Source organism: Campylobacter concisus, assembly GCF_902460715.1.
In the GTDB taxonomy this organism is placed as follows: domain Bacteria; phylum Campylobacterota; class Campylobacteria; order Campylobacterales; family Campylobacteraceae; genus Campylobacter_A; species Campylobacter_A concisus_AK.
The window spans coordinates 347,676-361,309 of the sequence record NZ_CABPUX010000002.1 but is presented as its reverse complement, the minus strand read 5'-3'; the positions used below and the strand labels follow the sequence as shown (position 1 = coordinate 361,309).

The following is a 13,634-nucleotide window of genomic DNA, read 5'->3' as shown; positions in this document are numbered from 1 at the left end:
TTTTACCCCTTTTTAGAATTTAGATAGATCAAATGATAAGGCGAAATTTCATCCACGAATACACCAAATTTTAGATACAAAAACCATGCAAAATTTCGCAAATTTAGCCCAAAACCCTGCGAAATTTTAAATGTAAAAGTCACGCAGCTATTTCACTATAAAAACCATACGATTATTTCGCAAAATTAGGCGAGGCGATTTAAATTTTTGTGACGGGAGTTACCGAGTTGGTAATGACCGAGCAAAAATTTAAATCAACGACGCATAATAAAGCGAAAATATGCGATATAGCCTGCGGAGCGAGAATTTTTCTAGCCCATTTAAAGGCGCTCACGAGAAGCCATTATTTTAGGTTTTTAAAGCTTATCGGAAGCTCTAAATTTAACCCCCTAACCAGCTTTATACACTCCTGCAGATCGTCTATGCTTTTGCTTGTCACTCTGATCTCTTCACCCCTGATCTGCGCGCTTACTTTTATCTTTGAGTCTTTGATAGCCTTGGTGATCTTTTTTGAGTTTTCGCCGTCAAGCGTGTCGTTTAGCTTTAGCATCGCCTTTAAATTTCCCCCGCTTGCTGGCTCTCTTTTTGTCTCTGTGATCGCTACTGGTGGGATGTTGCGCTTGATGAGCTTTGAGATCACGATGTCTTTTAGCGCGTCGATCTTGTTGTCACTTGAGCTAAGAAGCGTGATAAATTTCTCCTTTTCATTTAGCTCAACTTCAGCCGCAAGCCCCTTAAAGTCATACCTCGCAGCGATCTCTTTTTTAGCCGTCTCAAGAGCGTTTTTAACCTCCATCATATCGACCTCTGCGCTTATATCAAAGCTATGTTCGCTTGCCATTTTCTATCCTTTTATAAATTCTTCTATATTTTTAACTATGAGTGAGATCAGCCGTTTTCTAGCCTCCAAGCTGCCCCATGCCACGTGTGGCGTGATGAGTAAATTTTCTTTGTTTTTTACATTTAAAAATAGGCTATTTTTGCTCATTGGCTCGCTTTCTAAAACGTCGGTGCCAAAGCGTAAATTTCTCTCATCTATCGCCCTTGCCATAGCAGCTTCATCCACTATGCCGCCACGCCCTAAATTTAGCACTATCGCATCATCTTTTAGCAAATTTATCTCGTTTGTACCCAGTAAATTTCTAGTCTTTTCATTTAGCGGTGCATGGATGCTGATGATGTCGCTGCTTCTTAGTAGCTCGTCTAGGTTTTTTTGCGCAAACTCGCTATTTTTATTTGCTCCGCTTGTCGAGTAGTAGCTCACGTTTGCGCCAAATGCACGTGCTACTGCCGCCACGCCGCGTCCTATCTCGCCAAGTCCGATGATGCCAAATTCTTTGCCAGCGATCTCGCTTATATCTGCGCCAAGATAGGTGAAAATTTCACTCTTCACCCACTCGCCACTTTTTACGTAGCGATCATAAAATTTGATGCGATTTGTTAGCTCAAAAAGCAAGGCAAATGTGTGCTGCACGACGCTTGCTGTTGAGTAGCCAGCGACGTTTTTAACAGCTATGTTTTTAGCTTTTGCGTGCTCTAGATCGACATTATTCATCCCAGTTGCGCTTATGCAGATAAGCTTTAAATTTAGCGCGTCCATCACGGCTTTATCGATGACAACCTTGTTTGTGATGACGACATCAACGCCCTTTAGACGAGGCACGACCTCATCGCTTTTGGTTTTTTGGTAGCTTATAAATTCGCCAAATTTCTTAAAAACACTAAGATCAACGTTTTCTCCAAGCGTTGCCGCGTCTAAACAAACAATCTTCATCTTTAGTCCTTAATGAAATGTCCTACAAATTTAGAGTAGTTATTTAGAATTTTGCCGCCCTTTCTATATCCAAGCGCGCACGCCTCATAAGCGTAAAATACCCCTGCTTGGTAGCTCTCGCCCCTCTCATCTTGGTTAAACTCGTAAAATTCTTGATAGATGGCTTTGTTTGAGTCGTATTCGCCATCACTGCTAGCTATTTGTGCGCCATTTTCATCGTATATCGAGACGTTTGCACCTTCTCTGCCAAATACTGGTTTTTTCACATATTTTTTGCCTTTTAGTGGCTCATTTGAGGTTTCAAGCAAGAGCGGGTGATTAGGATATAGATCCCAAAGGATTTTTAAGATCCCTTTGCTTTGAAAAAGTAGCGTGTAGGCTGGATTTATGATGATAGCTTTTTGATTTTTGACGATGTTTGAAAGTATGAGTGCCAGCTCACCCTCATCGATCGCTATGCTCTCCCAAGGAACAAGCTTGAACCAGTACTCAAAATTTGCATCGCCTTTAAAAATGCCCTCATCATCGTTAAAAACGACCTCATCAACGTAGGCAAAGTCTGTTAAAAAGCCAACCTCTTTTGCGATGTATTGCAGTAGTTTTACGGTTTGCTCGTCCTCGATACTGCCAGCGATGCTGCTAAAGAGTATCCCCCAGCCCTCGTAAAGCTCGTCAAAGTCCGCATCCTCGTCACCAAGCGTGATAAGGCGTTTGAAATTTTGCTTTAGCGACTCGTAAAGGTCGTTAAACTGGGCTGCTTCGTCCATGTGATTTAGCTTTAGCATCGCCCACTGGATGATCGCCGTCTCAAAAACTGCCGTTGGCGTGTCGGCGTTAAACTCAATGAGCTTTATAGGCTTACCATCAAGCCCGCCCGCCAGGTCAAACCTGCCGTAAAGGTGCCAATGAACGTCATTTTCCCAGCTATTTTTTATGATATCGACAAGGTTAAATGGTATGCCTATCTCGTGAAAAAGGTTGTTGTCGATCACGTGTTGAGCGGCATTTACATACATATCATATAGCTCGTTTGCCGCCTCATAGTAGGCATTTGCCTCTTTTTCGCTTACTTGCACGATCTCATCTGCGATATACGAGCTGTTGTCGTTATCTGTATGCCATGCAAAGCCGATCTTCTCCATAAATTCGTTATTTAACGGGGTGATTTTTCTTAAATTTATCATTTTTATCCTCCAAAGCTTGATGAGCTAGAGCCTGACTTTGAGCCACCACCAAAAAATCCGCTCTTACCGCCGCTGCTTCTTGCAGCAGAATTTGCCGCTTTTTGCTTATTAAAGCTATCCACACTTCTTGTGTAGGCACTTGGATTTTTATATGTGCTTTGGCGATTTGCTTGGAAATTTTGGTTACCAAAGAGCTTACTGCCTATCCAGCTACCAAGTATCGCGCCAGCTGCTGAGGCAAGGATCGTCTCACCAAGGCTTAGACCCCCACTACTTAGCTGTGCGTCGCTAGTTCTTGTCAAATTTGAAGTGTTATTATCGATCTTTGCGTTTGCTTGCGCTAGAAGCTTATCGATCTCATCTTTGCTAAGCACACGCTCAGTGCCGTTCATATCTTTTAGCACGACCCTAGTTTCGGTGCTTGGGTACTCTTCTAAGATTTTATAAACGCCAGGCGCGCTCTCTTCGATGATGACAAAGGCACCGTTTTTTTGTGCAACTTCGTTTAGTGCGTTTTCGTTACCGCCATCGTCGCTTCCACAACCAGCAAGTCCAGCCATGATAATGGCACCAAATCCCCCAACCGCAGCATAAGTAGCTATCTTTTTAATGTGTTTCATATCTCTCCTATCAACTCTTTTAAATTTTTATATCTTCTAACAAGTATCACGCCGCGTTTAAATTTGATAAATTTGGAGTGATGTATCGCTTTTATTATCTTTTCACTGATCTTTTTTGTCGCTTTTGGTTTTAAATTTAACTCCTTTAGATATTCGCTTAAATTTATCCATTTTGACTCGTCCTCTATCTGCGCATCTATCGCCACTTCGCTTGCGGCACTTTCGTTTTTAGGTGCTAAAAGTGGTCTTTGCATAGCATTTAGAAACTGCATGAGCTTCTCGTCTCTGTCCTTGTAAATTTGCAAAATTTCATTTTTGCGCTCGATGAGCATCTGCTCTTTTTCTTTAAAAAGTCTATCTTTGTCAGCTTGCAAATTTAAATTTAAGCTCTTTAGCTCATTTAGCTCATTTAGCAAATAGCTTACAAACTCGTCGTTTTGGGATTTAGTTTTTGTGCTTTTTGGGGCGGTTTTTGTAGGTTTTTCGCTAGTTGGCTCCTCGTCAAGGATGACAAATTTTGTGCCATTTTCAATGACCGTTTTTAACGAGCCTCGGCGAATTCTATTATAGACTGCTTCTTTTGTTATGCCTAAAATTTCTGCAGCTTCATTTACAGCTAGCTTTTGCATCGGATTTCCGTTTAAAATAAAATAAAAAAATTGCTTTGATTATAAAAAAATAAGGCTAAAAGAAGAGTTAAACAAAGAGAGCAAAGCCCTCTTTGTCTTGGTTTTAGAGTCTTGACTCGTAGCGTCTAAGCATATAAAGACGTTTAAGCATTTTCTTGCGAGCTGCAATTTTTTGTTTCTTGCGGATCTCAGTTTTAGGCTCAAAGAAGCGTCTAGCTCTTGCTTCAGTAACGACTAAGTTACGGTCTGTTTGTTTTTTAAACTTTCTGTAACCCTCGTCAAATGACTCGTTAGGATGTACCTTAATACCAGGCAACGTCCTCACCACCTTTCAGATTAAAATAAGCCGTGAGTATAGTTTAACTTTCATAAATTTAAGCTTTTAGGCAAATTTAAAATATTTAATACTTTTTTAATAACCCAAAATTTATAATCTTAAAATTTCGAAAAAAGGTCTCTTATGTCAAAAGAATCTCATCTTAGCTACGCCAAGAGGCGTTACATTTTTTTTGCCTGTATTACGATATTTGTCTTTGTTTTGCCATTTATCAGGATAGATGACGCGCAGCTATTTTTGCTGAGCTTTGATAAGAGCAGGGTCGATCTATTTTTTACAAAATTTGATATGCAAGAGCTATATTTGATGCCGTTTTTGTTTATCACTTTGTTTTTAAGCATATTTTTCCTAACGACGCTAGCAGGGCGTGTCTGGTGCGGTTGGAGCTGTCCGCAGACAATTTTTAGAACGCTCTTTCGTGACCTCTTGCAGACTAAAATTTTAAAGATCAGAAAAAACATCCAAAACAAACAAAATGAGCCACAAGGTCAAATTTTTAAGCGTGCATTAGCTGTTGGAATTTGGTGCGTTTTAGCACTTATCATAGCGGCAAATTTCTTGTGGTATTTTGTACCGCCACTTGATTTTTTTGCTTATCTAAATGATGCAAGCGAACATAAAATTTTACTTGCATTTTGGCTTAGCATAGCGGCTTGGCTAGTCTATGACGTGGTCATTTTAAAAGAGAATTTCTGTGTCTATGTCTGCCCGTATGCGAGGGTGCAGTCAGTTATGTTTGATAGCGACACGATCCAAGTTATTTATAATCAAAAACGAGGTGGCGTCATATATGATGGCAAAGAGAAATTTAAAAAGCCAAAAGAAGAAGGCGCACTTTGCACTGGATGTGAGGCCTGCGTGAGGATATGTCCGACGCATATAGATATAAGAAAGGGCATGCAGCTTGAGTGCATAAACTGCCTTGAGTGCAGTGACGCGTGCACTAAAGTGATGGGGCATTTTAACGAAAGCTCACTCATCGAGTGGAGAAGTATAAATTCTCAAAATGAAAACAAAAAGGTGAAAATTTTTAGATTTAGAACGGTTGCTTATCTTGTCATTTTGTGCGTAGTTTTGGTAGCTACAGCGCTGATGAGCGGCAAAAAAGAGAGCATGCTTTTAAATATAAATAGAACTAGCGAACTTTACAAGGTTTTAGATCAAGGTGAGGTTGAAAATTCTTACGTTTTTTTAGTGCAAAATACCCAAAGCAAGGATCATAAATTTTACTTTGAGATAGATGATAAAAGCATAGAAATTTCTCGTCCAAATAAGCCATTTACGCTAAAAGCTGGCGCAAAGCAAAAGGTCATCGTCACGCTAAAATCAAAAAATGAAAACACAAGCGAAAAAGATCTTTTAAAACATATAAATATAAGAGCTTACGCCACTGACGAGCCAACTATCAGCGTGCAAAGGGCTAGCACCTTTATCTATCCTAAAAGATGATAAAATGGCGAAAATTTAGCGGGAAGTGAAATGGCGATCTCAGAAAAAGGCAAAAAACGATACGAACTCATCGTAAAAACAGCGCTTGAGCTATTTTTAAAAAATGGCTACGAAAAGACAAGCCTTAGCGATATCGTGGCGATAAGTGGCGGCTCGCTTGCAAGCATTTACACATTTTTTGAGAGCAAAGAGGGGCTTTTTCAAGCGATCATCGAGCAAGAGATAGATGCGCTTATAAAAGAGGTCGATGAGAGGATAGATCTTAAAATTTCTCACAGCTTGGAGGAGTTTTTAACCAAATTTGCAACCATTATTTTTTCTATCATCTGCACCAAGAAAAATATCTCACTTGGCAGGATAATGATGAGTGAGGGCCCTAAAAATGGCGGCAAACTTGGCAGGGTATTTTTAGATCAAATTTTAAACAAGATCGACCTTGTGCTTATAAATTTCTTTGAAAGAGATGAGATAAAATCACAGCTAAATCCAAAATTCCCAGCCAAATTTATCACGAAGTGTTTTAAACAATGTGTTATCGGGCTTTGCTACTATGATTCGCTTATGTTAAACGAGGAGCCAAAACTAAGCAAAAAGGAGCGTGAAGAGCACGTTGCCTTGTGTGTGGAGCTATTTTTAAATGGCATTGTTAAAAGTTGATTTGACTTTTAATTTATATTTAGTTATAGTCAGTGACTTTTATAATTTGTAATGAAAATTACAAAACTAAATTCGGGATTAAAATTTAAAATTAAGAGGGGTTTTTATGTTGAAATTTAAAAGTTTTCTTGTGCTTTCAGCTGCCGTTTTTTTGCTTTCTGGCTGCTTTGAAAGTGGCGACAAAAAGGCTGCCGCAGGCCGCCAGATGCCAACATCTCATGTTGATATATTTGTGGCTAAAAAGACGGATGTGCCTATTAGCTTTGACTACACAGCCACAGTTACAAGTAACCAAGATGTCATCATCTATCCAAAGGTTGGCGGCACGATCATAAAGCAGTTTTTTAAGCCTGGCGACAAGGTCAAGGCTGGAGAGAAGCTATTTCTCATAGATCCAGAGAAATATCAAGCCAGCTACGACTCACTTGATGCAGCTGTTGGCGTTGCAAATGCAAATTTAAAAAATGCCGAGACTGAGTTTAAAAGAATTTCTGCCCTTTATAAGAAAAATGCAGTCTCTCAAAAAGACTACGACGCAGCCGTTGCAGCTTACGATATCGCAAATGCAAATTTAGTAAGCGCAAAAGCAAATTTAAAAAGCGCAAAAATAGATCTAGGCTACACAAGTATAGTAGCTCCATTTGACGGTGTAGTGGGCGATAATAAAGTCGATGTTGGCTCACTTGTAGTAGCAAGCCAAACTCAGCTTGTAAGACTAACTAAGATAAATCCGATCGAGGCTGACTTTTACATCGCAGACGTGGATAATCTAAGCAGAAAAGCAAATTTAGATAGTGGCGCTTGGCAGCAACTAAATAGCGAGGCTGTCTTAAATTTAAACAATGAAAATTTCACTGGCAAAGTGACATTTATAGATAATGTCGTAAATACTGCAACTGGCAGCGTTTTAGCAAAGGCTAGCTTTGATAACAGCGAGGGTAAAATTTTACCAGGTGCGTTTGGTCATATAAAGATGAGCGGTTTTGTTCAAAAAAATGCCTTTAACATCCCACAAGTTGCCCTTCAACAAAGCGCTACAAACACTTATGTCTTGGTCGTAAAAGATGGCAAAGTAGGCCAAAAAAATGTAAAAACAGGATATCAAACAAAAGATATGGTCGTAGTGACTGAGGGTCTTGAAGAGGGCGATAAGATAATAGTTAATAACTTCCTTAAAATCGGAGTTGGCGCACCAGTTGAAACTGACAAAGACCTAAGCGCAAATTTCTTAAACAAAGACGCAAACGCTACAAGTAGCAAGTAAAGGCAGATAGATGTTTTCAAGATTTTTCATAAACCGCCCGATATTTGCAACTGTTATATCTATCATCATAGTTATAGCAGGTTTTATGGGTATCAAAGGGCTTCCAATAGAGGAGTATCCAAGTCTTACACCGCCTACTGTCTCTGTAACTGCGACATATAGCGGCGCTGATGCGCAGACTATCGCTGACTCGGTCGCAAATGCTATTGAGGATCAGATAAACGGTGTTGAAAATATGCTCTATATGCAAAGCACCTCAAGCTCAGCTGGTACTATGAATATAAGTGTATATTTTAAGATCGGCTCATCAGCAAAGCAAGCTACGATAGATGTAAATAACCGCGTGCAAGCTGCCCTTTCAAGATTGCCTCAAGAGGTGCAAAGCATGGGCGTAACGGTGCGTGAAAGAAGCGGCTCGATCCTTCAAGTAGTTGGCTTTACAAATCCAAATATGAACCAAGTTGAGCTATATAACTACGTAAATTTAAACATCGCTGACGCGATCAAAAGGGTAAATGGCATCGGCGATACAGTGCTAATTGGCAACAAAGAGTATTCGATGAGAATTTGGCTAAAGCCAGACAAGCTTGCTCAGTTTAAACTAACTCCAAGCGACGTCATCTCACAAGTAAAAATTCAAAACTCACAATACGCCGCTGGCAAGATCGGCGAGCAGCCATCAAAGGGTGAAAATCCTTATGTTTATTCGGTAGTTTCTGAAGGACGTTTTAAAGATCCAAAGCAGTTTGGCGAAATTTTGATAAAAAGTGATGACGGCACAGTCGTCAAGCTAAAAGAGGTCGCCACAGTCGAGCTTGGAGCTGCTAGCTACGCATCTGAAGCTATGCTAAATGGCAAGCCAGCAGTGCCACTTTTGCTATTTTTGCAAAACGACGCAAACGCACTTGCAACTGCTGAAGCGGTCAAAGCAAAGCTTGAAGAGCTAAAGAAAACCTACCCAGTTGGCTTAGAGCACACCATAGCCTACAACCCAACTGAATTTATCACCGTCTCTATCAACGAGGTTATCAAAACTTTCATCGAGGCGATGCTACTTGTTCTTATCGTAATGTACTTTTTCTTAAAGAGCTTTAGAGCCACCATCATACCGATGCTCGCCGTGCCAGTCTCTATCATAGGTACATTTGGCGGACTTTATATCATGGGCTTTAGTATAAATTTGATCACGCTTTTCGCCCTAGTTCTTGCCATCGGTATCGTCGTGGATGACGCCATCATCGTTATAGAAAACGTTGAGAGAATTTTGCACGAAGATAAAAATATAAGCGTAAAAGACGCGACATTTAAGGCGATGGAGGAGGTGCAAACTCCAGTCATCTCTATCGTGCTAGTACTTTGTGCTGTTTTCGTGCCAGTATCTTTTATGGAGGGCTTTGTAGGCGTTATACAAAAGCAGTTTGCGCTAACACTTGTCGTCTCTGTTTGTATCTCTGGCTTTGTTGCTCTTACTCTTACGCCAGCACTTTGTGGTGTTATGCTTAAAAGGCAAGAGAGCAAGCCATTTTGGATAGTTCAGAAATTTAACGACTTCTTTGATTTTAGTACTAAAATTTTCACAGCAGGCGTGGCAAAAATTTTAAAACATGTATTTATTAGCTTTATTGTCATTGGTATCATGGGATTTGCAACGTATGGGCTATTTCAGAAAGTGCCAAAAGGACTTGTGCCTTCAGAGGACAAAGGCGCTTTGATGGTTATCACCTCACTTCCACCTTCAACAAATATGCTAAAGACCAAAGAAGAGGTAAATTCTATCAGCAATGCCATTTTGAGCAATCCAAATGTCGAATTTAACATGGGTTTTGCAGGATACGATATGCTAGCTGGCTCACTTAGAGAAAACTCGGCCATTAGCTTTATTAAACTAAAAGACTGGAGCGAGAGAAAAGGCGCTGCAGATAGCGCAGATGCTTTGGCTGGGCAATTTAACGGCATGCTTTGGGGCTCTAAAAACTCAATGACCTTTGTTGTAAATTTACCTCCTATAATGGGCTTATCGATGACTGGTGGCTTTGAAATGTATCTACAAAACAAAAGTGGAAAAAGCTACAACGAGATAGAAGCGGACGCTAGAAAGGTAACTGCGGCAGCAAATGCAAGACCTGAGCTAACTGGCGTAAGAACGACGCTTGAGACAAACTACCGCCAGTTTAAGATCACGGTTGATAAAGAAAAAGCAAAGCTATTTGGCGTAAGTGAGAGTGAAATTTTTAGCACGATAGCCGCTACTTTTGGCTCTTACTACATAAACGACTTCAACCTTGCTGGTAAATCTTACCGCGTATACGCAAGGGCGAGCGATAACTTTAGAAACAACCCTGAGGATCTAAGAAAAATTTTCGTCCGTTCAAATAAGGGCGAGATGGTGCCATTAAATTCAGTAGCGACGCTTACAAGATCGATCGGACCTGATATCGTTGATAGATTTAACCTCTTTCCAGCGGCTAAGATCATGGGCGATCCAAAACCTGGCTACACATCAGGTGATGCGATAAGGGCGATCCAAGAGGTCGTAAATGACACGCTAAGTAGCGACGACTACGCTATAAGCTGGGCAGGAACTGCGTATCAAGAGGTAAATTCTCAAGGAACAGGCACAACTGCCTTTATCTTTGGTATGATCTTTGTCTTTTTGATCCTTGCCGCTCAGTACGAAAGATGGCTCATCCCACTTGCTGTTATCACAGCCGTGCCGTTTGCGGTATTTGGCTCGTTGCTAGCTGTTTGGATAAGAGGGCTAACAAATGATATCTACTTTGAGATCGGACTCTTGCTACTTATCGGTCTGGCGGCCAAAAACGCCATTTTGATCGTAGAATTTGCGATGCAAGAGCGCGAGAGTGGAAAGAGTATATTTGACGCAGCGATAAACGCGGCCAAACTTCGCTTTAGACCTATCGTAATGACCTCGATCGCATTTACGCTTGGTGTTTTCCCGATGGTTATAAGCACAGGCGCAGGCGCTGCATCTCGCCACTCACTAGGAACTGGCGTGGTTGGCGGTATGATCGCATCAACAACGATAGCGATATTTTTCGTGCCGTTGTTTTACTATTTGCTTGAAAATTTAAATGAAAAATACTGGAAAAAGGGAGCAAAAAAAGATGAAAAATAAGGCGTTTATACTTATAACAGCGGCGTTTTTGGCTGGTTGCTCGTTTCGTCCAGATATGCCAAATGTGGATACAAATTTCACCTCAACATATAGTTTTGAAACAAGCGATATAAGAGATCTTTGGTGGAAGGAATTTAAAGATGAAAATTTAAATATTCTTGTTGAAAGTGCGCTTGAGAAAAATACAAATTTACGCATTGCATATTTAAATTTAGAGAAGGCAAAGGCGAGCCTTGGCGTTGCTGAGGCTAGCTTGCTCCCTGGGGTAAATTTAAACGTAGGCTACACAAAAGCAAAAAGCAGTGGCGAAACATACACTAAGCAGCCTCAAACACGCTACCGAACATCGAGCATAAATTTAGGGCTAAACTACGAGATAGATCTTTGGGGTAGAGTGCGAAATAGCGTACTTGCAGCTAATGAAAGCTTAAATGCTAGCAAATTTGACTACGATAGCGCAAGGCTAAGCCTTAGCTCAGGTGTGGCGAAAAGCTACTTTACGCTAGTCTCGCTAAATATGCAAGAGGCCGTACTTCAAGAGACGCTAAAGACTTACGAGGCGACACTTGCGCTTCGCAAGACGCAGCTTGATCTTGGTGGCATAAATGAGATGACCTATCTACAAAGCAAAGCTGAGGTTGAAAGGGCAAAAACTAGCCTAACTTCAGTGCTAAACTCAAAGTCGCAAGCGCTTACTTCGCTAGCCATCCTAACTGGCAAGAGCAATGATGAAATTTTAAAAGGAGCCGTTGCTAGTGCGCAAAATTTACCAAGCTCGCCTGAGATAAAGGCTGGCATCAGCTCAGATGTTTTGCTTAGAAGAAGTGACGTGGCAAAGGCGCTAGCAGATCTAAAAGCTACAAATGCCCTTGTGGGCGTGGCAAAGGCTGATTATTTTCCTACGATCTCACTCACTGGACTTTTAGGCTTTACGAGTGTTGATTTTGAAAATATATTTGTAGGAAACGCCAACACTTGGAGCATAGGTGGCTCTTTAGTTCAGAAGATCTTTGACTACGGCAGAACAAAAAACAATGTCCGCATCGCAGAGACAAACGAACAAATCGCAGCCATCACCTATGAAGGCACGGTAAAAACTGCACTTGGAGAGGTCAGAGACGCCCTTATATCAAGGCAAAATGCAAAGCTCTCTTTGGATCAGGTGAAAAATTTGCTACAATCGCAGCAAAAAATTTATTCGCTCGCCAAAGATCAGTATGACGCTGGCTACATCGGACACCTAGAGCTTCTTGATGCGCAGAGAAATTTACTCTCAGCAAAGCTTCAAGACATCTCGGCAAAGCTTGATGAGGTAGATAGCGCGGTTGAAGTTTACAGGGCTTTTGGCGGCGGATTTAAGATAGATAAATAAACTCAAAAAGGAGAAAAGTTGATGACTAAGATTTTAAATTTTTTATTTTCTTGGGGATTTTTTGTTTTTGCTATCGCTCTTGGCGTAGCATTATGGTTTGCGATAAATTACGTGGATACTATTAGGCTTGAGTCAAGCTTTTATGATATCGGCGAGATATTTATGATGGCAGCTGTCTTTGGTATCGTTTTTTACCTTATCGCAGCGATATTTGTTATACCTATTAGGGCGATGACAAAAAAGGCCTAAATCCTCTTTTCATCTAAGAATTAAATTTCTTAGATGACCCCTCAAAAATATCTTATAAATTTCTTTTTACTTATTTAAATTTGCAAGAGTAGAAAGGGCGAAGATCGCCCCTTGAAGTATAAAATTTGATTATTTTGCGCTTTTGCAGCAGTTGCATGAACCACCAACGATTTTATAGATGATGGCTCCGATGATTGCTCCAACGATAGGTGCAACCCAGAAAAGCCAAAGCTGCTCTAACGCCCAAGTGCCTTGAAATATCGCAACACCAGTTGAGCGAGCTGGATTAACCGATGTGTTTGTGATAGGTATCGAGATAAGGTGGATAAGTGTCAAACCAAGGCCAATAGCGATCGGTGCAAAGCCCTTTGGCGCACGCTCATCAGTAGCACCTAGGATGATGATAAGGAAAAACGCAGTTAGAACTATCTCTGCAACAAGCGCTGAGACTAGACTGTAGCCATTTGGTGAGTGCTCTCCGTATCCGTTGCTAGCAAAACCGCTTGCAGCAGCGTCAAATCCAGCCTTGCCTGAAGCGATAAGATATAGCACAGCAGCAGCTGCGATCGCTCCGATAACTTGTGCGATGACGTAAGGCACTAGATCTTTTTTATCAAATCTTCCGCCAACTAGCAAGCCAACTGAGACAGCAGGATTGAAGTGTCCGCCACTGATGTGACCAACTGCGTAAGCCATCGTAAGAACTGTAAGACCAAAAGCAAACGCAACACCTACAAATCCAATACCAAGCTCTGGAAAAGCTGCTGCAAATATCGCGCTACCGCAACCTCCAAAAACTAACCAAAATGTGCCAAAAAACTCGGCTAAATATCTCTTCATTTTCTCCCTTTTAGGTAAATTAAAAGGGGCGATTTTAGCAAAAACGTGTGACATTTACAAAATATTGTAAAGGTAAAATTTTATGTAAATTTGTTTGTAGTTTTGGGTTAAATTTTTAGTGTT

The 13,634-nt window shown here is 40.9% G+C and carries 14 protein-coding genes; 6 read left to right on the top strand and 8 right to left on the bottom strand.

Annotation, left to right across the window (positions count from 1 at the left end; translation table 11 throughout):
- Nucleotides 1-2: 2 nt before the first annotated feature.
- The 7 genes from F3G91_RS10280 to rpsU form a co-directional block, all read right to left on the bottom strand.
- A complete protein-coding gene (locus F3G91_RS10280) occupies nt 3-143 on the bottom strand; it encodes a hypothetical protein (protein WP_188116815.1) in 141 nt (46 codons plus the stop codon).
- A gap of 200 nt (nt 144-343) precedes the next feature.
- Nucleotides 344-841 carry a YajQ family cyclic di-GMP-binding protein gene (locus F3G91_RS07675; RefSeq protein ID WP_149701184.1) on the bottom strand — a complete coding sequence of 166 codons (498 nt, stop codon included), beginning with the start codon at nt 839-841 and terminating at the stop codon, nt 344-346.
- Between the two features lie 3 nt (nt 842-844).
- Nucleotides 845-1,774, bottom strand: a complete 930-nt coding sequence (locus tag F3G91_RS07670; RefSeq protein ID WP_149701183.1) for a D-2-hydroxyacid dehydrogenase — start codon at nt 1,772-1,774, stop codon at nt 845-847.
- Nucleotides 1,775-1,776: 2 nt separating this feature from the next.
- Nucleotides 1,777-2,958, bottom strand: coding sequence for a glutathionylspermidine synthase family protein (locus F3G91_RS07665; RefSeq protein WP_021092808.1), 1,182 nt, complete (start codon nt 2,956-2,958; stop codon nt 1,777-1,779).
- 2 nt (nt 2,959-2,960) lie between these two features.
- Nucleotides 2,961-3,578 (bottom strand): UPF0323 family lipoprotein, encoded by a 618-nt coding sequence (locus F3G91_RS07660; RefSeq protein WP_004318051.1) that lies wholly within the window; start codon nt 3,576-3,578, stop codon nt 2,961-2,963.
- Nucleotides 3,575-4,207: a DNA-binding protein gene (locus F3G91_RS07655; RefSeq protein ID WP_149701182.1), complete on the bottom strand. Its 633-nt coding sequence runs from the start codon at nt 4,205-4,207 to the stop codon at nt 3,575-3,577. Before F3G91_RS07655 ends, F3G91_RS07660 begins: the two co-directional genes overlap by 4 nt.
- 103 nt (nt 4,208-4,310) lie before the next feature.
- The gene (rpsU, locus tag F3G91_RS07650; RefSeq protein WP_009294994.1) at nt 4,311-4,523 is read right to left on the bottom strand and encodes a 30S ribosomal protein S21; all 213 of its coding nucleotides are present in this window, start codon (nt 4,521-4,523) and stop codon (nt 4,311-4,313) included.
- Nucleotides 4,524-4,667: 144 nt separating this feature from the next.
- Between rpsU and ccoG the strand changes: the two genes are divergently transcribed.
- The 6 genes from ccoG (at nt 4,668) to F3G91_RS07620 (ending at nt 12,671) form a co-directional block, all read left to right on the top strand.
- Complete coding sequence (ccoG, locus tag F3G91_RS07645; protein WP_149701181.1) at nt 4,668-5,993, top strand: cytochrome c oxidase accessory protein CcoG; 1,326 nt, start codon at nt 4,668-4,670, stop codon at nt 5,991-5,993.
- A gap of 30 nt (nt 5,994-6,023) precedes the next feature.
- Nucleotides 6,024-6,650 (top strand): TetR/AcrR family transcriptional regulator, encoded by a 627-nt coding sequence (locus F3G91_RS07640; protein WP_149701180.1) that lies wholly within the window; start codon nt 6,024-6,026, stop codon nt 6,648-6,650.
- Between the two features lie 106 nt (nt 6,651-6,756).
- Complete coding sequence (locus tag F3G91_RS07635) at nt 6,757-7,914, top strand: efflux RND transporter periplasmic adaptor subunit (protein WP_149701179.1); 1,158 nt, start codon at nt 6,757-6,759, stop codon at nt 7,912-7,914.
- A 10-nt stretch (nt 7,915-7,924) separates the two neighbouring features.
- Nucleotides 7,925-11,050 (top strand): efflux RND transporter permease subunit, encoded by a 3,126-nt coding sequence (locus tag F3G91_RS07630; RefSeq protein ID WP_149701178.1) that lies wholly within the window; start codon nt 7,925-7,927, stop codon nt 11,048-11,050.
- Complete coding sequence (locus F3G91_RS07625) at nt 11,040-12,422, top strand: efflux transporter outer membrane subunit (protein ID WP_149701177.1); 1,383 nt, start codon at nt 11,040-11,042, stop codon at nt 12,420-12,422. The genes F3G91_RS07630 and F3G91_RS07625 overlap by 11 nt, the downstream gene beginning before the upstream one ends.
- A gap of 18 nt (nt 12,423-12,440) precedes the next feature.
- Nucleotides 12,441-12,671: a hypothetical protein gene (locus F3G91_RS07620; RefSeq protein WP_180995481.1), complete on the top strand. Its 231-nt coding sequence runs from the start codon at nt 12,441-12,443 to the stop codon at nt 12,669-12,671.
- Between the two features lie 129 nt (nt 12,672-12,800).
- On the opposite strand, the gene aqpZ is transcribed toward F3G91_RS07620, so the two are convergent.
- Nucleotides 12,801-13,511: an aquaporin Z gene (aqpZ, locus tag F3G91_RS07615; RefSeq protein WP_149701176.1), complete on the bottom strand. Its 711-nt coding sequence runs from the start codon at nt 13,509-13,511 to the stop codon at nt 12,801-12,803.
- Nucleotides 13,512-13,634: the final 123 nt, after the last annotated feature.

Coding starts and splice junctions, on each gene's coding strand:
- F3G91_RS07675 (WP_149701184.1), bottom strand. CDS start 841: ATGGCAAGCGAACATAGCTTTGATATAAGCGCAGAGGTCGATATGATG.
- F3G91_RS07670 (WP_149701183.1), bottom strand. CDS start 1,774: ATGAAGATTGTTTGTTTAGACGCGGCAACGCTTGGAGAAAACGTTGAT.
- F3G91_RS07665 (WP_021092808.1), bottom strand. CDS start 2,958: ATGATAAATTTAAGAAAAATCACCCCGTTAAATAACGAATTTATGGAG.
- F3G91_RS07660 (WP_004318051.1), bottom strand. CDS start 3,578: ATGAAACACATTAAAAAGATAGCTACTTATGCTGCGGTTGGGGGATTT.
- F3G91_RS07655 (WP_149701182.1), bottom strand. CDS start 4,207: ATGCAAAAGCTAGCTGTAAATGAAGCTGCAGAAATTTTAGGCATAACA.
- ccoG (WP_149701181.1), top strand. CDS start 4,668: ATGTCAAAAGAATCTCATCTTAGCTACGCCAAGAGGCGTTACATTTTT.
- F3G91_RS07640 (WP_149701180.1), top strand. CDS start 6,024: ATGGCGATCTCAGAAAAAGGCAAAAAACGATACGAACTCATCGTAAAA.
- F3G91_RS07635 (WP_149701179.1), top strand. CDS start 6,757: ATGTTGAAATTTAAAAGTTTTCTTGTGCTTTCAGCTGCCGTTTTTTTG.
- F3G91_RS07630 (WP_149701178.1), top strand. CDS start 7,925: ATGTTTTCAAGATTTTTCATAAACCGCCCGATATTTGCAACTGTTATA.
- F3G91_RS07625 (WP_149701177.1), top strand. CDS start 11,040: ATGAAAAATAAGGCGTTTATACTTATAACAGCGGCGTTTTTGGCTGGT.
- aqpZ (WP_149701176.1), bottom strand. CDS start 13,511: ATGAAGAGATATTTAGCCGAGTTTTTTGGCACATTTTGGTTAGTTTTT.